Source organism: Arthrobacter sp. GmRoot5-12, from assembly GCF_059739365.1.
Genome location: NZ_AP046056.1, coordinates 1,761,768 through 1,779,028 on the forward strand (window position 1 = coordinate 1,761,768; position 17,261 = coordinate 1,779,028).

Below are 17,261 nucleotides of genomic sequence, written 5' to 3' on the forward strand. Positions count from 1 at the left end.
TGCGCTTTTGTGGCCGCCGTTATACGATCAGCGTGCGGTGTCTGGTTTTTCGCCGCCGCGAAATTCAGGTCTGGCAACACCGTACTTTAATAAGGCGTTTGGAAATTTGAACATTATTGGGCCATCGGGTCATTACTTCGTCAACTGGGGGCGTTGCTAATGTCGGTTCGGGTACAGGCATGGGGAATTATCGCTGCCGTGCTGGCGGATACGGATCCTGCGGGAGCCGCTGTCCGGCAACGGCTGAGCAGGAGCCTCGACGAGAATCCAGGCGTGCCGGAACGCGCTTTGCTGGAGTATCTCCTGGAGACCCGGCGCAGCGATGCCAACACCGTGGAAACACTGGAAGCGGCCAGGGACATGCGCCTCACAGCGCCCACCCTGCCGCCGCAGTTCGCTGAGCAGCTGGACGCCATCCGCAGCATCTCACGGATCAGCGCCCTGCTCGAGAACCAAATGCTGATGACCGCATTCCAGCCCATTTACGGCCTGGAAGGAAAAACCGTGGTCGGCGCGGAAGCCCTCTCGCGCTTCGTCAGCGATGACGGTGCCGCTGCAGAACTGTGGTTCGCCGAGGCCGCGGCCGTGGGCCTGGGCGCAAACCTGGAGTTCTCGGCTTTGGGATCCGCCGCGGCGGCAGCCCGCGACCTGCCGGACAACCTTTATGTGTCCCTCAATATTTCGCCCACCTCCTGCATGGACCCGCGGCTGCCGGAACTGTTCGACCATATTGAACTCCCCATCGACCGCATAGTGCTCGAATTGACCGAGGACATTCCGGAAGAGGAATATCTGCAGTTCATTTCCGCGATCAATCCACTGCGGGAAAAGGGCCTGCGGATTGCCGTCGATGACACCCACACCGGGGCCGGCGCCCTCAGCCGCATGATCCACCTGCGTCCAGACTTCCTCAAGGTGGGACGCAACGTGATTGGCGACGTCGACAAGGACGGCCTCCAGCGGGCACTGTCGGCCTGCCTGGTGGACTTCACCGACCAGATCGGCACCATCCTGGTGGCTGAGGGGATCGAAACGGTGGGCGAACTCAAGGTCCTCACCGAACTTGGCATCAGCGCCGGCCAGGGTTACCTGCTGGGGCGGCCGTCAGTGCGGCCCCAGGATTGGGCCAACTGGAACACGCGGCTGGACGTGGACGGCCTGGAGCGCCATTTGGCGGGACCAGGGGAGTCGCGGGGCCGCCATGGCAAAGAGACTTCCTGACACACACCACGCTCACACCTAAGGCGAGCAGCGCGGCGCATGGCATGACGCCAGGCGCCGCGCCTGCCATTTGACCGCTATTCGGAGTGGCCCTGGTCCCGGCTCATCTGGTCCTCTGCCGGCGGCGTCTCTCCCGGGGGCACTCCCCCGCCCGGTTCCAGCCCGGTGACATTGCCCTCCGCCGGGTCGGGGTTTGGCGAACCGGCCGCCTCCCTGCTGCGCTGCTCCGCCAGGTGCGGCTGGGCGGCGCCAACGTCTTCCTTCCCCGGGCGGTCGGGGTTCGCGGGGTCATTCTCCGGATGGTAAGTGCTCATGCTGGTCTTCCTTCCTCTCCGGCTGCGGTCCGATTCCCCAGCACTGGACTAATTGTAAGCATGCTGATAATTCTGGAGGAGTAGGGCCGGTATGCCGCTGGGCGCCGGCACGCAATGTCGGAAGGAGCAGTCAGATGGGAATCGGCGACAGCATCGGCAAGGCAGCAGAAAACGCCATGGAGGACCTGGCCGGAACATCCAAGCCGACGGAGAAGATGGATGTGCCCGACCCCACGAACCCCAATGACGACGTGGAAGTCCACTCGTCCCTGAGTGAAGGTTCAAATGCCATGGAGGCGGAGAAGCAGAAGGCGCCCGGCCTCAAGACAGGGGCTGCCCCGGCACCGGTCTCCAACCGTCCCCTGGGCGGTGACACCGACGAAACTGACCCTGGCCAGGCGGACCGCGACGGCCTTACCGGCGACGCCACCGCGCCGTCCGGAGGCTAGGAACCCGGCGCAGGCGGGTGGCCCTGCGGCCACTCCCCGCGCTCCATGAGCACTTCGCGAAGCAGGTCCGCGCGGTCCGTGACGATGCCGTCCGCGCCCAGGTCGAGGAGGCGGTGCATTTCCGCGGCATCGTTGATGGTCCAGACGTGCACCGCCAGGCCAAGGGCGTGGGCGCGGCGGATGAACCCGGCGGTGACCACAGGGATCCGTCCATAGCGGACGGGGACCTGCAGCGCATGGACGTCCCTGAGCACCCGGCGCATGAGCCGGTGGAACACCGGGCGTGGAAGCACGGGGCCCAGCAGGGTGAAGAGGGCATTGGAGGACACGCCGGCGGAGGAGGCAACCGGCCGGCTGAGCAGTTTCAGCACCGCCCGCCGTCGACGGTCCGAAAAACTGGTGACCAGCACCCGCTGGTGCACTTGGTGCCGCTCGATGGCGGCGGCCGTGCTGTGGACGGAGCCCCAGTCCTTGACGTCCAGGTTCAGCCGGGCGTGTGGCAGCTGGGTCACCAATTCATCGAACGTGGGGATGGGCTCGCGGCCGTTGATCCTGGCCTTGGCGACGTCCGCGGCCGGCAGGTCCGCCACGCGGCCGCTGCCGTCGGTCAGGCGGTCCAGGGCTTCATCGTGGAAGAGCAGCAGCACGCCGTCGGCCGTGGTGTGCACGTCCGTTTCCAGGTACCGGAAGCCCAGTTCGACGCCGGAGCGGAACGCGGCCATCGAGTTTTCCAGCCCCTCAGCCGAGAACCCGCGGTGGGCCATGGCGATGGGTAGCTGCCGCCCGGCGTCGTCCTTGTGCTCGAAAAAGGGCAGGGTCACAATGTGAGCGTACCCGAGCCGCGCGGGGTTGGGGCCGGCGGGTCAGTCAGCGCAGTCGGTTTCCCCGCATGGCACAATGTCCACCCCGTCGCCGCAGTGCAGGAGCGTCCGGCCGCGGCCCCCGTCCAGGTGGACCCAGACTGCCGTGTGGTCGGCGGTGATGGTGTCCACCACGCCGCCCGCCTCAAAACCGGGAGAAAGCAGGACGCGGACCCGGTCGCCCTGGCGCAGCTGCTTCCAGTGCGGAGCCGGGGTTGCTGGCCGGTGCGGCCCATCGGCCATGTGCTGTTTGACGTTCCTTGCCATGGTTGCCCCCTATGAGCCGGCGTAAGTAGTGCCCGCTTTCCATGGTTCACGCTAGGGGGCGAAGGTAAACGCCAGGTGAGCGGCAGCTGTGAATACGGGGGCTGCTGCGGTCAGGAAAACTGGACGCCCAGGGAGGCGAGCCGCGCCTCCAAAACCTGGGCCACGCCGTCGTCGTCAAAATGCGGTGCCTGCTGCCCCGCCGCGCGGATGGCCTCCGGATGGCCGCTGGCCATGGCATAGCCGTGACCCGCCCACCGGAGCATCTCGATGTCATTGGGCATGTCGCCGAAGGCCACCACATCCGCGGCGTCAATGCCCAGCCCCGAAGCGTACTCGGCCAGGGTAACGGCCTTGTTGACCCCCGGCAGGGAGAGTTCCAGCATGGCAACGCCGGGCGAGGAGTGGGTCGTCGCGGCCAGGTGCTCGACGGCGGGTGCCACCTCGGCGAGGAAATCATCGGGTGTGCCGTCGCGGACGATGGCAAGGAATTTGACCACCGAATCGTCACTGGTGAGCGTGTCCTTCAGCGGGGCCGGGGTGAATTCGGCCAGCAGCTCGCTGGATTCATTTTCGATGAAGCCCGGTTCCAGATGGAATCCGGTGAGCGTTTCCGCTGCGAACAGGGCCGCGGGGCGGAGCGCCTTGATGATGCCGCGGACCTCCAGGACGGTGTGGATCGCCAGGGTGCGGGCGGAGACCAGGCGGTCCGCCTCCAGGTCCCAGACCACGGCACCGTTGGAGCAGATCACCCGTCCCGTGTGGCCCAGCTGCTCCTCGAGGGGGTGCAGCCAGCGCGGCGGACGGCCCGTGACAAACACGAGCTCGACGCCGGCATCGCGGCAGGCGTGGAAGGCGCGGATGGTGCGGGGGCTGATTTTTCCGTCGTGCCCAAGGATCGTTCCGTCAATATCGCTTGCTACCAGCCGCATGATGCCAGTCTACGTGGGGGTTTGTGCACCGTCGCCGCCGGGGCGGCCGCTTCGGGTCCGCGGGCTGTCCAGGGACGGCCGGGGTGGTGCCGTTGTCAGCCTCCGGGTCTACACTGAAACTATCGAACATATATTCGAATAAAAGGTGTGTTGTGGGCGTTATTATCGGTCCCCGCGTGATAGATGCGGGCGCCTCGTTGTTCTCGGTGCTGATCTCCCCCGTGGCGGTGGCGGCAGGGTTTCCGTCTCCTGCGCAGGACTACTTTGACGGGCGGATCGACTTGAACGCGCACCTCATCAAGGACATCACCAGCACCTTCGTGGTCCGGGTCACCGGGGACTCCATGGAGGGCGCCGGCATCAGCGACGGTGACGAACTGATCGTGAACCGGGCACTGGAGCCGAAGGACGGGTGTGTGGTGATTGCGGTGCTGGACGGGGAGCTGACGGTTAAGCGCCTCCGCATCACCGGCACCGGCGTGGTGCTGCAGGCGGAGAACCCCAAATATCCGGATATCCACGTCCCCGCCCTGTCCGAGCTGACCATCTGGGGTGTCGCCACCAGGTGCCTGCACCATGTCTGAGATATTCCACGTTTGAGGAGCAGCATGCCTAAGCCGGTGCTCATGCGGCGGATGCCGCAGATCGCCCACGTGGATGTCAACTGCTTCTACGCCTCCGCGGAGCGCGCCTTCGACCCCTCCCTGGAGGGCCGCCCGCTGGTGGTGCTGTCCAACAATGACGGCTGCGCGGTGACGCGCTCCCCCGAGGCGAAGGCCCTGGGCATCGCCACCGGCGAGCCCTGGTTCAAGCTCGCGCCGCGGGCCAAGGAGTGGGGCCTGGTGGCGAAGTCCAGCAACTATGAGCTCTACGGGGACATCAGCTCCCGGGTGATGGAGCTGCTGGGCAGGTACTCGGCGTGGCTGGAGGTTTACAGCATCGACGAAGCGTTCCTGGGCGTGAAGGGAAAACCCGACGAGCTGCTGGCCCTGGGCCGCAGGATGAAAGAGGCCGTGCGGCGGCACGTGGGGGTGCCGGTCTGCGTGGGCATCGCCCCCACCAAGACCCTGGCAAAGCTCTGCAACAAGTGGGCCAAGAACAACGCCGCTTTTGGCGGGGTCTGCCTCTGGGAGTCGGTCCCGGCCGACGTTCGCGAGGCCCTCATGGGCCGGTTGCCGGTGGACGAGGTGTGGGGCATTGCCGGGCGGCTGATGAAGCGGCTCAACGTGTTGGGCATCTTCACCGTGCTGGACCTGGTCCGGGCGGATCCGGTGGCGATCAGGGACAAGTTTTCGGTGGTGCTGATGCGCACCGTCCTGGAACTGCGCGGCACCCCGTGCATTCCCATGGAGGAGGAGCGCGTCGGCCGCGACCAGCTGATATTTTCCCGTTCCTTCGCCACTCCCGTGACCACCGCCGCCGGCCTGCGCGAGGTTCTGAGCATCTACGGGCAGCAGGCGAGCGCCAGGCTGTCCAAGCACGGACTGCAGGCGAAAGTGCTGACGGCCTTCGCTGCCACGTCCCCCTTCAGGGATTACGAACAGGCCTACCCTTCGGTCTGCGTCTCCTTGCCCATGCCCACCGCGGACCCACTCCTGCTCACCAAAGCCGCCCACGCGCTGCTGCCCAATATCCGGGATGGACTGAAATATGCCAAAGCGGGCCTGATGCTCACCGACCTGCGGCCCACGGGAAACCAGCCCCCGCTCGAACTGTTCGAGAACCGGCACGAGGAACGCGGCATCGGGCCATTGCTTGAGGATGTGAGCCGCCGGTTTGGACGGGGGTCCATCGGGCTGGGGCATGCGGGCATCAAGTCGGGCCTGGACTGGACCATGAAGCGGGACATGCGTTCGCCCCGTTACACCACGCACTGGGACGAGCTCCCCCTGGTGAAGGCCGCGTAGGGGCACCAGGAGGGCCGAATCAAGACGCTCCGCGACGATTTTTAACGCCCTGCTACGCCGCATTGAGGCTTCGCGTCTCCCCGTGAACCACTGCGACACGAATGATTGTGGGGCCGCCGGGCGCTCCGTAATCTCGTCTCAGCATCAGCCCCAGCAAAGGATTTCCCCATGGCAAACCCGCAGGACAAGAGTCCGCAAAACCAGCAAGCATCCACCCGCATCGTCGCCGGCGGGTCAGCCAAGCCCCAGCGCCCGCTCGGCCTCAAAATCGGCATCGCGGCAGCCGCGCTGGCCCTGATCGGCGGGGGTGCCGCCGTCGCCTCCGCCGTCAACAACGGCACCGCTGCACCGGCAGCCGACGTGGCGCCCGCCGGCAACCCGGCGGCCGAGCTGAAGCTTGGCTACTTCGGCAACGTCACCCACGCCCCCGCCCTGGTAGGGGTCAGCAAGGGCTTCATCGCCGATGAACTGGGCAGCACCAAGCTCAGCACCCAGGTGTTCAACGCCGGCCCCGCAGCCATCGAAGCGCTGAACGCCGGCGCCATCGACGCCACCTACATCGGCCCGAACCCGGCCATCAACTCCTTCGTGAAGAGCCAGGGCGAATCCGTCAACATCATCGCCGGTGCCGCGGCCGGCGGCGCACAGCTGGTGGTCAAGCCGGAAATCGGCTCCGCTGCAGACCTGAAGGGCAGGACGCTCGCGTCGCCGCAGCTCGGCGGCACGCAGGACGTCGCCCTCCGGGCCTGGCTTGCCACCCAGGGCTACAAGACCAACGTGGACGGCAGCGGGGACGTGGCCATCAATCCCACCGAGAACGCCCAGACCCTAAAGCTGTTCCAGGACGGCAAGCTCGACGGCGCGTGGTTGCCTGAACCGTGGGCGTCACGGCTGGTGCTGACGGCCGGAGCGAAGGTCCTGGTCGATGAAAAGGACCTGTGGGATGGCACACTGTCCGGCAAGCCGGGCGAGTTCCCCACCACCATCCTGATCGTGAACCGGAAGTTCGCCGCCGACCACCCGGACACCGTCAAGGCGCTCCTGAAGGGGCATGTGAAGTCGGTCGAGTGGCTGAACGCGGCACCGGCCAACGAAAAGGCAACTGCCATCAACGCCGCGCTCAAGGAAGCCGCCGGGGCCGAACTGAAGGCCGACGTCATCGACCGTTCACTGAAGAACATCGTCTTCACCGTGGACCCGCTCGCCGGAACCTACCAGAAGCTCCTGGCCGACGGCGTGACTGCCGGCACCACCAAGCAGGCGGACATCAACGGCATCTTCGATCTGCGGGCCCTCAACAGCGTCTCGGACGGGAAGACCTCGGCAGCGGGGCTTGGCAAGGAGTAGGCCCTCCCTCCATCGGTTGCTCCGCAGGTGTCCTTTTGAGTCCTCAGAGCGGCACTTGCGGAGCAGCCGATTCGACTCCTAACCCTCTTCGCCAGTTCCCAGCCGGTCCATCTCAGCCCGCGTCGGCGGGTTGGCGCCGGGCCGCGACACCGTGACAGCCGCTGCACGGGCAGCATGCGCAAGGAGTTCGGCCAGCCCTTCGGCGGGCAGGTCGCGCAGCGCCCCGCGGTTCTGCGCGCCGTCCAGGTCCCGGTCCACCAGGCCGGACAGCAGCGCCGCCATGAAGGAATCCCCAGCCCCCACGGTGTCCGCCACGTCAACTTTCGGTGCGGGAACGGACGCTTCGCCGGCGCGGCACACTCCCCACGGCCCATCCGCGCCCCGGGTCACCACCACAAGCGCCGGCCCCTCCGAGCCTCCCAGGGCCAGCCACTTCCGCGCCGAGTCCAGGACGTCCTGCCCCGGATAAAGCCATTCCAGGTCCTCGTCGGAGGCCTTGACCACGTCCGCCAGGGTGACGAACTTCTCCGCCTGCCGCCGCGCGAAGTCCACGTCGGTGATGATGCTGGGCCGGCAGTTGGGATCGAAACTGATGGTGGCCGAGGGGTGGGCGTACTCGACGGCGGCCAGGACTTCGGTGGCACCAGGCATCAGCATCGTGGCTATCGAACCCGTGTGCAGCAGCGTGGTGCCCTGCAGCATGAAGCCGAGCCGGTCCGCGAGGCCCGGGAGCTCCCAGGTGAGGTCGAACGTGTAGGTGGCGGCGCCGTCGTCGTCAATCAACGCGGTGGCCACGCTGGTGGGCAACTCATCCGGCGGTACCGGCAGCATGACGGAACTGGCGCGCAGGTGGGCAGCCACCGAATCGCCGTACGCGTCCCGGCCGTAGCGGCCGATGAACTGCACCGGATGGTCCAGCCGGGCCAGGCCCACGGCAACGTTCAGCGGGCTGCCGCCCACATGGGCCTCAATTCCGGAGGCGCGCTGGACAACGTCAACAAGGCCTTCGCCGATCACTGTGAGCATGGTCATACTCTGCCAGAAAGCGGACCGGTCAGCAGGTCGTGTCAGCGGAGCAGCCGGCCCACCAGTTCCCGGCACGTGAGATACGCCTCCGCCGTGACGTCGATCAGGGCGAAGTGGTCCCCCGGCACCCTGACCAGCTGTGCCGGCACGGGTCCGGCCTGGCTGGCCTCAACATAGGTGGTGGACATGCTGAGGGGGACGTCGTCGTCCCCCAGCGCGTGGACGGCATAGACGGGAATGTCCAGCGGCAGCGCGGCCATGGGGTCGGCCATGCGGTGGCGTCCGGGAAATTCCGACGACGGCCCGGCCAGCAGGTTTGCCACCGCACCATCGCTGAGGCTGAGCCGCTCGGCCCCGCCCAGGTTGAGGACCCCCGACTGGCTCACCACCCCGGTGAAACGGACGCCGTCGGTGCTGTTTTCCACCTGGCTGCCCTCTGCGGGTCCGAGCCCGTCCAGCCTGTTCCTGCCTGCCGCCCACACCGCCAGGTGCCCGCCGGCGGAATGGCCCAGCGCCACTACTCTGCCCAGGTCCAGCGCGTGCGGTGCTGCCAGGTCGGCCAGCTTGTCGATGCCGGCCAGGATGTCCTGGAAGGTGCCCGGCCAGCCGCCGCCGTTGCCGGCACGCCGGTACTCGAGGTTCCAGGCCGCCATGCCGTGTTCCGCCAGGTCCTTGGCCAGCGGCTCCCCCAGTTCGGCCCCGTAAGTGGAGCGCCAGTACCCGCCGTGGATGACCACCACCACGCCCCGGTGCCTCCCGCCAACCGGAAGATCGGGAAGGAAGAGTTCGCCCCACTGGCTGGGGTCGTCGCCGTAGTCATGGCGGTAGCGTCGCGTCACACTGGCCCACTTTAGCGGCCCGGATCGCCGGAAGAGCCCCGTGTTTCCGCGGCCAGGCCCATCAAAACTGGGCCAGAAGCGCGCGGTGCCGCCGTGCCCTGCCGTTTAGCCCCTCACTTTTCTGGGCACGGTCCCTGGCATGGAGGAACCTGCAGTGACCACCCAAGGGTCAACGGTGGAAGATTGGACGCGCGCGCTGGCGGAATCCACGGGCTCACCCGGCGGAGGGGCGGGGACAGGGCTGATGCTCGCCGTCGCCGCCTCGCTGACGTCCATGGTGGCCGGCTACAGCGGGGACGACGGCGGGGAGCCGGCCCGGATACGCGCCCGGGCGCACGCACTGCGCCAGGAAGCCCTGCGGCTGGCAGATGACGACGCGTCCGCTTCCAAGGCGTTCGGCGCCGCCTTCCGGCTGGACCCGGGCCCGGAGCGGGACGAGGCGATCCGTTCCGCGTCGCTGGAAGCCGCGGCGTCCTCCGCCCTCTTGGGCGAACGGGCCATCGGGGCCATCGACGACCTGGGCTGGCTGGCAACCAACGGCAACCGGTCGCTGGTGGCGGATGTCGTGGTCGCGTTTGGTGCCCTTCGGGCTGCCGTTGCCGGGGCACGCACCAACGTCAGCTTTGACCTCGGGTCCCTGCGGTCCGCCGGTGCAACCCTGGACCAGGTCCGCGAACAGCATCCGGACCTGTGGGCCGCCGTCGAGAAACTCAACGGAGCCATGGAGCGCATCGACGAACTGACAGCTGCGATTGACCACCGCGCCGCCCCCACCGACGCCGCCTGACACCGGGATACTGGTACAAACCCAGGAACCAGGGAGGGCCGCGCATGGCACGCGTTTTCATCACCGGATCCACCGACGGGCTTGGCCTGGCCGCGGCGGAGACGCTGCTGCAGGACGGCCACGACGTGATCGTGCATGCGCGGTCCTCCCGGCGCGTCCCCGCGGTGCAGCACCTGCTGGACCGCGGGGCGCACTGCGTCACCGGTGACCTCGCGGTTGCACAGGAAGTCCGGCAGATCGCGGACCAGGCCAACGCGATCGGCGGCATCGACGCGGTCATCCACAACGCGGGCGTACTCAACGGTGCGGCCCTGCTCCCGGTGAACGTGGTGGCCCCGTACCTGCTCACCGCCCTCATTCCCGGCCCGCGCCGGCTCATCTACCTGAGCAGCGGCATGCACCGCGGCGGCAGCACCGGCCTGGACGGCCTGGACTGGGCAGGACGGACGACGACGGCCTCCTACTCCACAACGAAGCTGCACGTCACTGCGTTGTCGGCAGCGCTGGCCCGCCTTGTCCCGCATGTCGCCAGCAACGCCGTCGACCCCGGCTGGGTACCCACGCGGATGGGCGGCCGGTCAGCTCCGGATGACCTGGAATTGGGGCACCGGACCCAGGAGTGGCTGGCCACCAGTGATGATCCCGGGGCCCTGGCCAGCGGGGGCTACTGGTACCACCAGCACCGGCAAACGCCGCATCCGGCGGCCACCGACCCCCGGTTCCAGGACGCCCTCCTGGCCCGCCTTGCGGACCACACCGGGGTCACCCTCGACGCGCTGGCCTAGCCCTTCACGCGGGGGCCGCCAGTTCCCGGATGGTGATGCCGGAAAAGATGGCCGGGCCGCCGTCGGTGTACAGCGAGATGCCGGTATCGCCGTCCGCAAAGTGCACCTGCTGCGACAGCACAGTGTGGCCGGCGTTAACGAACACTTCCACGCTCTGGGTATCCACCAGGACGCGCAGGTGGACGGACTTGGCGTTGAGGTCGATGGGCGCCGCCGCCCGTGTGTAGGGCACCAGCGAGTAGCCGGGGAGGTCCGAGGGCGCCCGGTCAACGTACAGTTCGGCCCCATACTTGCCGATGTTCGTGTGGCGGGTCCCGTCCGCCGAGCGGCCAACGGAGACCCCCACATTCGTGGCCGCCTCCCATGAGATGTCGAGCTCCAGCTCGTAGGCGCGGCCGTTCCAGGGCAGGACGGCACTCCCCTCCACGGTCCGGTCCGGGAGCCCGGTGGTGGCCGTGGCATAGCCGGCGAGCGCCCTGACGGGGCTGCTCAGCAGGCTGTACCAGCCCCCTGCCTGGCGCTCCAGGCGCAGTTCGCGCACCACCGAGTTCTGTCCGTTGTACCCGTCCGTGGCATCGGTGGGGACATCCCGGGCGGCGTACTTCCAGTTGTTCATCCAGGCAACGGCGTAGCGGCGCGTCTCCGGTGCTTCGGCCGCAGGCCAGGTCACCGCCGCGTACCAGTCCCAGCCCCAGTCCAGCCATTGCGGATTGTCCACGTCGTCGGCAAGGAACTGGTTACCGTCCCAGGTTCCCGTCCAGTAGGCGTAGGTCATGGGCAGCCCGATGCTGTACGCATCCATGCTGGCGCCAAGCACCCAATGCCAGGTCCCGTCGTCGGCCTTCATCTGGAACAGGTCCGGGCACTCGATGCCGCCCAGCGCGTGGTTGGGGTAGTCGAAGTTGCGCTTCAGCTGCCAGTCCCGCAGGTTCACCGACGTGTAGAAGGCAGCGTAGCGCGCCCGGCCAATCACGCACACCCACTCCCCGCGGGCCGCGTCCCAGTGGATCTTCGGGTCGCGGAACCATTCCGCATTTTCAATTTCCGCCTGGGTAACGGCCGTACGCCCGTCGGTGTTGGCAATGACCGGTTCGGGCAGGGAGGTGAAGGTGTAGCCGCCGTCCGTTGACCAGTAGAGGTACTGCTCCTGGTACTTGCGGATGCCGCCCGTGGGCTGCGTTGCCAGCACAACGACGGCACCGGTTCCGAAGCCTGCGGTGTTGGCGGTGTCCACCACCGCGGAGCCGGACCAGACAGGAAAGTCCGGCTGCAGTGGAAGGGCAACCCCGTGGTGCGTGAAGGCCACACCGTCCGCGGTGGTGGCGTGGTCCCAGCCGCCGGGGCCGTTGTTCTGCTCGGAATGCAGGTAGTAGAGGTGGTAGGTGCCGTCCAGGTGAACCGGACGCTGCGGGTCGCAGAGCCAGCCCGACGGCGGAGTCATGTGGTAGGCGGCCCGCAGTGAGGTTTGGGCGCGCGCGGGGACGGTCAGTCCGTTGCCCAGGAACAGTGCGAGCGCGCCTGCTCCTGAACCTTGCAGGACGTGGCGGCGGGACAGGGCGTGGGTCATCGTTGACTTCCTCTCATGGCCGGCGTCATCGCCGGGGCGCTCGACGGCGCCGGGACCCTCGTCAGCCCAGGACTCACCGCCGTGCTTAAGCGCTTTAGCAGGAGAGGGTAATGTCCATCCACTCGACTGGTCAAGCGTTTCAGCAAAATGGCGCCCGTCACAATGCGGCCGAAAACGACCGGGGAAAGTATTTTTGCTAAAACGCTTGATCAAGTGGCGCATTCCACGCTACCTTCGTGGTGATCAAACGCTTTAGCAGAAATGGACATCACCGCTGATGAGCTATCCCGTCTTCTTCCAGCCCGCCGATGCCTGGGTTGGAGACCTTATCCCCTTCCAGAAGGACGGCGAGTTCTGGCTGTTCTACCTTCACGAAGTCCGGGCCGAACCCAAGCCGGGCACCGCCTGGAACCTGGTGACCACCAAAGACCTCACCCAGTTCCAGGACCACGGGGTGGCCCTCCCCCACGGAACAACGGAGGAGCCGGACTTCAACTGCTACACCGGCAGCATCGTGGCCGACGGGTCTGGGGTGCACCACCTGTTCTACACCGGACAGAACCCCGCCAACCTCGGCACCGACGGGCTGCCCCTGCAGCTGGTCATGCACGCCACCAGCACGGACGGCATGGACACCTGGACCAAGCACCCCGGGCTCACCTTCGGGGCACCCACCGGGTATGAATCCGCTGACTGGCGGGACCCCTTCGTCTTCCGCGACGAAGCCGCCGGCCTGTGGCGGATGCTGCTCGCCGCCCGCCACTCCGACGGGCCCGAGCGGCGCCGCGGCGTCATCGCCCAGTGCGTCTCCACCGACCTGATGACCTGGACGCACACGGACCCGTTCTGGGACCCCCGCCGCTACATCACCCACGAGTGCCCGGACGTCTTTGAATGGAACGGCTGGTGGTACATGGTCTACTCGGAATTCTCCGAAACCTTCACCACCAGGTACCGCATGGCCAAGAGCCCCACCGGCCCGTGGACCGTCCCCGCCCTGGACAGCGTGGACGGCCGCGCCTTCTACGCCTCCAAGACGGCAGAGCGGGACGGCCGGCGGTTCTTCTTCGGCTGGATTGCCAGCAAGGAAGGGAATTCCGACGACGGCGCCTGGCAGTGGGCGGGCACCATGGCGGTCTTGGAGGCGCGGCAGAACCCGGACGGGACTTTGGCGTTCGGGTTCGCCGACGAGCTGGTGGACAGCTTCTGGGACGACGTGCCGCTGGAGCTTGAAACCGGGCTGCCCTTCCGGCTGGACGTGCCGGACGGCTACGGCGCCGCCGTCGCCACCAGCAACCTGCCCGCCCAGTTCCATGCCAGGGCGGTGTTCGATATCCAGGCCGGAACCACCGAATGCGGAATGCTGCTCCGCTCCAGCCCGGACGGTGACCGCTCCTACGTCCTCCGCCTCGAACCGAAGCGCGGGCGCCTGGTGTTCGACCGCTGGCCCCGGACCATCACCGGCGACGCCCAGTGGCACGTGTCCGGCGATGTTCCCTTCGCCATCGAACTCGAACGCCCCTGCAACCTTCCACCCGGCCGGCACACGCTGGAAGTGGTGGTGGACGGGGACCTCTGCGTCGCCGTCGTGGACCGCCAGGTGGCGCTCAGCACCCGGATCTACGACCTTCCCGCCGGCGCAATCGGCGTGTTCGCCGGCGAAGGATGCGTTACCGTCACCGACCTCGAAGTACGCAAGCGCACCGACAACTGAATACCACTCCTCCGTTCCACCTGACCCGTTCCACATGATCCACTCCAATCAAGGGAGATTGCCGCAATGAAGAACCTGTTCCGCGCTGCCGCCGTCGCAGCAGTCACCGCCCTGGCCCTGACCGGCTGCGGGGGCGGAAGCTCCACCAGTTCCACCAACGTCGCCCCCACCGGCGAGATCAAGCCCCGCGAAATTTCGTGGCTGCTGTCCCGCCCGGCCGACGGCGCGGTCATCAACATCATGAAGAAGCTGGCCGACGACTACGGCAAGGACCACCCGGGCTTCAAGCTGAACCTGATCACCACCCCGGACCGCCCCTCCTACATCCAGAAACTCGAAACCCTGGCGGCGGCCAACAAGCTGCCCGAACTGTTCGACACCGACGCCACTCCGTTCGCGCAGCAGCTGGCGAAGCAGGGCAAGATGCTGGACGCCGAGAAGCTGCTGAAGACACTGGACATCTACGACAAATACCGCCCCGGGGCCCTGGACTACCAGCGGTTCGACGACGGATCCCTGTACATGATCCCGTTCCAGTACGAGCTGGAATACATCTGGTACAACAAGGCGCTGCTGGCAAAGGCCGGGGTGGCCGTGCCCAAGTCCCTGGACGACATTCCCGCCATGTGCACCGCCCTCCGCGGCGCCGGCATCACGCCGATTGCCATCGACGGCCAGGACCAGTGGCCGCTGGAACGGTACGCCGCCTACCAGCCCTTCCGGGCAGCCGGACCGGAGTTCGTCCAGAAACTGAAGAAGGGCGAGGCCAAGTTCACCGACCCCGCAGGACAGAAGACCGTCAACTGGCTGGCGGAACTGGGCAAGGCCAAGTGCTTCCAGGACGGGTTCTCCGCGCAGGGCTATTCAGACGCGCAGAACCAGTTCACCTCCGGCCAGGCCGCCATGTACAACATCGGCACCTGGGAATTGCCCAGCCTGGCCACGGACAAGCTCAACCCTGCCGTGCGCGACGACATCGACTTCTTCACCCTGCCCACCACAGCCGGCTCGGTGACGACGGCCAACGAGTTCGTGTCCCCGTCGGGCATCGGCATGGCGGTCAACGCCAAGACCTACGATCCGCTGGTGAGCGACTTCCTTAAGTTCGCCCTGCAGAAGTACCCCGCTGAATACGCCGCCACCGGGGCACTCTCCCCCACCACCGACGTCGAAACCGCCATTCCTGCCAACGCCACGCCGCTGTACCGGAAGGCGCTGGACCAGGCCAAGGATCTGGGCGCCAAGCAGGCCATGCCCTGGGACACCCAGCTGGACCCCACCACCAACGGGCGGCTGCAGCAGGAGCTCGTCCTGCTGGTCCAGGGCGAAATCACGCCCCAGCAGTTCACGGAGACCATGGACAGCACCATCGCCCAGAACGCCCCCAAGTTCTTCAAGTAAAGGCCAGCCATGCTCCCCAACAGGATGCTTCCCAACAGATCGAGGACCTCAGTCCTGGTCTTCCTGCTCCCGCCGCTGCTGCTGTACGGCGCGGCCGTCCTCTTCCCCATCCTCCAGTCCCTGTTCCTGAGCTTCTTCTCCTGGAACGGCATCAGCGACATGGAATTCGTGGGACTGGAGAACTACCTCCGCATGTTCACCGCGGACGACATCTTCTGGCGGGCGTTCCTGAACGCCCTCCTCTACCTGGCCATCTGCCTGGTCCTGCAGCTGGGAGGTGCCCTGGTGGTGGCCAGCCTCCTTACCTCCCTCCGCCGCGGACGGGAGCTCATCAAGACCCTGTACCTGCTGCCTGCCGTGATCTCCACCGCGGCCATCGCCTTCCTCTTCGTGCGGATCTACTCGCTGGAGCCGGTAGGCCTGCTCAACCAGCTCCTGCACTGGATCGGGCTGGGCAGCCTGGAACGGCCCTGGCTCTCGGACGTCAATACCGTCCTGGCGGCCGTGTCCGCGCCGGAAGGCTGGCGCTTCACCGGGCTGTACATGCTCATCATCTACGCGGCGCTGCTGGCGGTGCCCAAGGAGCTGGAGGAAGCCGCGGTCCTTGACGGCGCCTCCCGGTGGACCCTGTTCACCAGGATCCGTTTCCCGTACATCCGCCCGGTGTGGATCACCACCACGATCATGGCCACCACCTACGGGCTGCGCGGCTTCGACATCCCCTACCTGATGACCAACGGCGGTCCGGGCCAGTCCTCGGAACTGCTCACCACCTACATGTACAAGACCGCGTTCACCAGCACGGACTTCGGCTACGCCAGCACCATCTCGGTGTTCATCGTGGTGGAGTGCCTCGTGGCCGTCGGCCTCATCCTGTTCCTGCTCAAGCGGAAGGCAGACGCATGATCACCCAGGCAGCCCCGCCCACCCGGCCCGCCGCCGTCGTCCCGCCCACGCCGGCCGCACCACGCCGCAGGCGCCGGCCGGACCTGTTCCGGACCCTGTCCCGCGTGCTGATCATGCTGATCGTGATCGTGCAGGTCTACCCGCTCGCGTGGCTGTTCCTCACCAGCCTCCGCACCGAACACGACTTCGCCACGGGCGACCCCTTCGCCCTGCCCGGCGCCCTGACGTGGGACAACTACGCCAGGGCATTCGAAACAGGCGACCTGGGCCGGAACATCCTCAACAGCTTCGTGGTGACCATGGGCGCCAACATCCTCATCGTCCTGCTGGGCATGATGGCCGCCTACGCCATCCAGGTGCTGGGCTTCCGGCTCAGCAAACTGGTCCGCGGGCTGTTCCTGATCGGCATCATCGTGCCGGTCCAGATCGCCCTGGTCCCCCTGTTCATCGACTACTCCACGGTGAACCTGCTGGACACGTACCAGTCCATGATCATCCCGCTGGCCGGGTTTTCCCTGCCCATGTCCGTGTACCTGTTCTGCTCGTTCTACGAGTACATCCCCAAGGAAACCTATGAGGCGGCCTCCCTGGACGGCGCCGGGCCCTACCGGATCTTCGGGCTGATCACCCTGCCGCTGTCCCTGAACACCGTGGTCACGGTGGTGCTGGTCAACAGCATCTTCATCTGGAACGACTTCATCTTCGCCAACACGTTCGTCCTGTCCGAGGAGCTGAAGACCATTCCGCTGGGCCTGCAGAACTACATCGGCGCCATGGGCAAGGTGGACTGGACGGCAACCTTCGCCGCCGTGTGCGTCACCATCACGCCGCTGCTGCTGGTGTTCCTGGTGCTCAACAAGGCCATGATCCAGGGCCTCGAAAGCGGGGCGACCAAGGGATGACGGCCACGGCAGGCAGATATACTCCAGACGGAGGCCAGAA

General features: G+C 66.8%; 18 protein-coding genes. 11 read left to right on the forward strand and 7 right to left on the reverse strand.

Annotated elements, in window-relative coordinates; translation table 11 throughout:
* Positions 1–159 precede the first annotated feature (159 nt).
* Entirely contained in the window at positions 160–1,221 is a 1,062-nt protein-coding gene (locus tag AC6JAM_RS08020; protein WP_026265935.1) for an EAL domain-containing protein, read from the forward strand.
* Positions 1,222–1,298: 77 nt separating this feature from the next.
* Here the strand turns inward: AC6JAM_RS08020 and AC6JAM_RS08025 are convergent, their stop codons facing one another.
* Positions 1,299–1,535, reverse strand: coding sequence for a DUF6480 family protein (locus AC6JAM_RS08025; RefSeq protein ID WP_018770321.1), 237 nt, complete (start codon positions 1,533–1,535; stop codon positions 1,299–1,301).
* Between the two features lie 134 nt (positions 1,536–1,669).
* Between AC6JAM_RS08025 and AC6JAM_RS08030 the strand changes: the two genes are divergently transcribed.
* Positions 1,670–1,984, forward strand: coding sequence for a hypothetical protein (locus tag AC6JAM_RS08030; RefSeq protein ID WP_134164780.1), 315 nt, complete (start codon positions 1,670–1,672; stop codon positions 1,982–1,984).
* Here AC6JAM_RS08030 and AC6JAM_RS08035 read toward each other — a convergent pair.
* The 3 genes from AC6JAM_RS08035 to AC6JAM_RS08045 all read right to left on the reverse strand — a co-directional run bounded on the left by AC6JAM_RS08035 (position 1,981) and on the right by AC6JAM_RS08045 (position 4,040).
* On the reverse strand, positions 1,981–2,805 hold the full coding sequence (locus AC6JAM_RS08035) for a glycerophosphodiester phosphodiesterase family protein (protein ID WP_134164781.1): 825 nt from the start codon (positions 2,803–2,805) through the stop codon (positions 1,981–1,983). The two genes, AC6JAM_RS08030 and AC6JAM_RS08035, sit on opposite strands and share 4 nt — an antisense overlap.
* A 42-nt stretch (positions 2,806–2,847) precedes the next feature.
* Complete coding sequence (locus AC6JAM_RS08040; RefSeq protein WP_018770324.1) at positions 2,848–3,111, reverse strand: hypothetical protein; 264 nt, start codon at positions 3,109–3,111, stop codon at positions 2,848–2,850.
* A 110-nt stretch (positions 3,112–3,221) separates the two neighbouring features.
* Positions 3,222–4,040, reverse strand: coding sequence for a Cof-type HAD-IIB family hydrolase (locus tag AC6JAM_RS08045; RefSeq protein ID WP_056388493.1), 819 nt, complete (start codon positions 4,038–4,040; stop codon positions 3,222–3,224).
* A 152-nt stretch (positions 4,041–4,192) separates the two neighbouring features.
* Between AC6JAM_RS08045 and AC6JAM_RS08050 the strand changes: the two genes are divergently transcribed.
* The 3 genes from AC6JAM_RS08050 (at position 4,193) to AC6JAM_RS08060 (ending at position 7,294) form a co-directional block, all read left to right on the forward strand.
* The gene (locus AC6JAM_RS08050; protein ID WP_018770326.1) at positions 4,193–4,624 is read left to right on the forward strand and encodes a LexA family protein; all 432 of its coding nucleotides are present in this window, start codon (positions 4,193–4,195) and stop codon (positions 4,622–4,624) included.
* Positions 4,625–4,648: 24 nt separating this feature from the next.
* Complete coding sequence (locus AC6JAM_RS08055) at positions 4,649–5,947, forward strand: Y-family DNA polymerase (RefSeq protein WP_186447809.1); 1,299 nt, start codon at positions 4,649–4,651, stop codon at positions 5,945–5,947.
* 168 nt (positions 5,948–6,115) lie between these two features.
* Positions 6,116–7,294 carry an ABC transporter substrate-binding protein gene (locus AC6JAM_RS08060; RefSeq protein WP_056388496.1) on the forward strand — a complete coding sequence of 393 codons (1,179 nt, stop codon included), beginning with the start codon at positions 6,116–6,118 and terminating at the stop codon, positions 7,292–7,294.
* 78 nt (positions 7,295–7,372) lie between these two features.
* On the opposite strand, the gene AC6JAM_RS08065 is transcribed toward AC6JAM_RS08060, so the two are convergent.
* Positions 7,373–8,320 (reverse strand): carbohydrate kinase family protein, encoded by a 948-nt coding sequence (locus AC6JAM_RS08065; protein ID WP_495635087.1) that lies wholly within the window; start codon positions 8,318–8,320, stop codon positions 7,373–7,375.
* Between the two features lie 41 nt (positions 8,321–8,361).
* The gene (locus AC6JAM_RS08070) at positions 8,362–9,159 is read right to left on the reverse strand and encodes an alpha/beta hydrolase (protein WP_497934435.1); all 798 of its coding nucleotides are present in this window, start codon (positions 9,157–9,159) and stop codon (positions 8,362–8,364) included.
* 139 nt (positions 9,160–9,298) lie between these two features.
* Between AC6JAM_RS08070 and AC6JAM_RS08075 the strand changes: the two genes are divergently transcribed.
* Positions 9,299–9,946 (forward strand): cyclodeaminase/cyclohydrolase family protein, encoded by a 648-nt coding sequence (locus AC6JAM_RS08075; RefSeq protein WP_497934437.1) that lies wholly within the window; start codon positions 9,299–9,301, stop codon positions 9,944–9,946.
* Between the two features lie 44 nt (positions 9,947–9,990).
* The gene (locus tag AC6JAM_RS08080; RefSeq protein WP_495635085.1) at positions 9,991–10,731 is read left to right on the forward strand and encodes an SDR family NAD(P)-dependent oxidoreductase; all 741 of its coding nucleotides are present in this window, start codon (positions 9,991–9,993) and stop codon (positions 10,729–10,731) included.
* Between the two features lie 4 nt (positions 10,732–10,735).
* Here the strand turns inward: AC6JAM_RS08080 and AC6JAM_RS08085 are convergent, their stop codons facing one another.
* Complete coding sequence (locus AC6JAM_RS08085) at positions 10,736–12,298, reverse strand: glycoside hydrolase family 32 protein (RefSeq protein WP_497934438.1); 1,563 nt, start codon at positions 12,296–12,298, stop codon at positions 10,736–10,738.
* Positions 12,299–12,575: 277 nt separating this feature from the next.
* Between AC6JAM_RS08085 and AC6JAM_RS08090 the strand changes: the two genes are divergently transcribed.
* The 4 genes from AC6JAM_RS08090 (at position 12,576) to AC6JAM_RS08105 (ending at position 17,221) form a co-directional block, all read left to right on the forward strand.
* The gene (locus AC6JAM_RS08090) at positions 12,576–14,012 is read left to right on the forward strand and encodes a family 43 glycosylhydrolase (RefSeq protein WP_497934439.1); all 1,437 of its coding nucleotides are present in this window, start codon (positions 12,576–12,578) and stop codon (positions 14,010–14,012) included.
* Positions 14,013–14,078: 66 nt separating this feature from the next.
* The gene (locus AC6JAM_RS08095; protein ID WP_497934440.1) at positions 14,079–15,413 is read left to right on the forward strand and encodes an ABC transporter substrate-binding protein; all 1,335 of its coding nucleotides are present in this window, start codon (positions 14,079–14,081) and stop codon (positions 15,411–15,413) included.
* A 24-nt stretch (positions 15,414–15,437) separates the two neighbouring features.
* On the forward strand, positions 15,438–16,319 hold the full coding sequence (locus AC6JAM_RS08100) for a carbohydrate ABC transporter permease (protein ID WP_497935941.1): 882 nt from the start codon (positions 15,438–15,440) through the stop codon (positions 16,317–16,319).
* Entirely contained in the window at positions 16,316–17,221 is a 906-nt protein-coding gene (locus AC6JAM_RS08105) for a carbohydrate ABC transporter permease (RefSeq protein ID WP_018770337.1), read from the forward strand. Before AC6JAM_RS08100 ends, AC6JAM_RS08105 begins: the two co-directional genes overlap by 4 nt.
* Positions 17,222–17,261 lie beyond the last annotated feature (40 nt).

Bases quoted from the DNA above. Each gene is read 5' to 3' on its own strand.
- AC6JAM_RS08080 (WP_495635085.1), top strand. From the start codon at position 9,991: ATGGCACGCGTTTTCATCACCGGATCCACCGACGGGCTTGGCCTGGCC.
- AC6JAM_RS08075 (WP_497934437.1), top strand. From the start codon at position 9,299: ATGGAGGAACCTGCAGTGACCACCCAAGGGTCAACGGTGGAAGATTGG.
- AC6JAM_RS08085 (WP_497934438.1), bottom strand. From the start codon at position 12,298: ATGACCCACGCCCTGTCCCGCCGCCACGTCCTGCAAGGTTCAGGAGCA.
- AC6JAM_RS08045 (WP_056388493.1), bottom strand. From the start codon at position 4,040: ATGCGGCTGGTAGCAAGCGATATTGACGGAACGATCCTTGGGCACGAC.
- AC6JAM_RS08060 (WP_056388496.1), top strand. From the start codon at position 6,116: ATGGCAAACCCGCAGGACAAGAGTCCGCAAAACCAGCAAGCATCCACC.
- AC6JAM_RS08090 (WP_497934439.1), top strand. From the start codon at position 12,576: ATGAGCTATCCCGTCTTCTTCCAGCCCGCCGATGCCTGGGTTGGAGAC.
- AC6JAM_RS08040 (WP_018770324.1), bottom strand. From the start codon at position 3,111: ATGGCAAGGAACGTCAAACAGCACATGGCCGATGGGCCGCACCGGCCA.
- AC6JAM_RS08105 (WP_018770337.1), top strand. From the start codon at position 16,316: ATGATCACCCAGGCAGCCCCGCCCACCCGGCCCGCCGCCGTCGTCCCG.
- AC6JAM_RS08055 (WP_186447809.1), top strand. From the start codon at position 4,649: ATGCCTAAGCCGGTGCTCATGCGGCGGATGCCGCAGATCGCCCACGTG.
- AC6JAM_RS08020 (WP_026265935.1), top strand. From the start codon at position 160: ATGTCGGTTCGGGTACAGGCATGGGGAATTATCGCTGCCGTGCTGGCG.
- AC6JAM_RS08095 (WP_497934440.1), top strand. From the start codon at position 14,079: ATGAAGAACCTGTTCCGCGCTGCCGCCGTCGCAGCAGTCACCGCCCTG.
- AC6JAM_RS08025 (WP_018770321.1), bottom strand. From the start codon at position 1,535: ATGAGCACTTACCATCCGGAGAATGACCCCGCGAACCCCGACCGCCCG.
- AC6JAM_RS08100 (WP_497935941.1), top strand. From the start codon at position 15,438: ATGCTTCCCAACAGATCGAGGACCTCAGTCCTGGTCTTCCTGCTCCCG.
- AC6JAM_RS08030 (WP_134164780.1), top strand. From the start codon at position 1,670: ATGGGAATCGGCGACAGCATCGGCAAGGCAGCAGAAAACGCCATGGAG.
- AC6JAM_RS08065 (WP_495635087.1), bottom strand. From the start codon at position 8,320: ATGCTCACAGTGATCGGCGAAGGCCTTGTTGACGTTGTCCAGCGCGCC.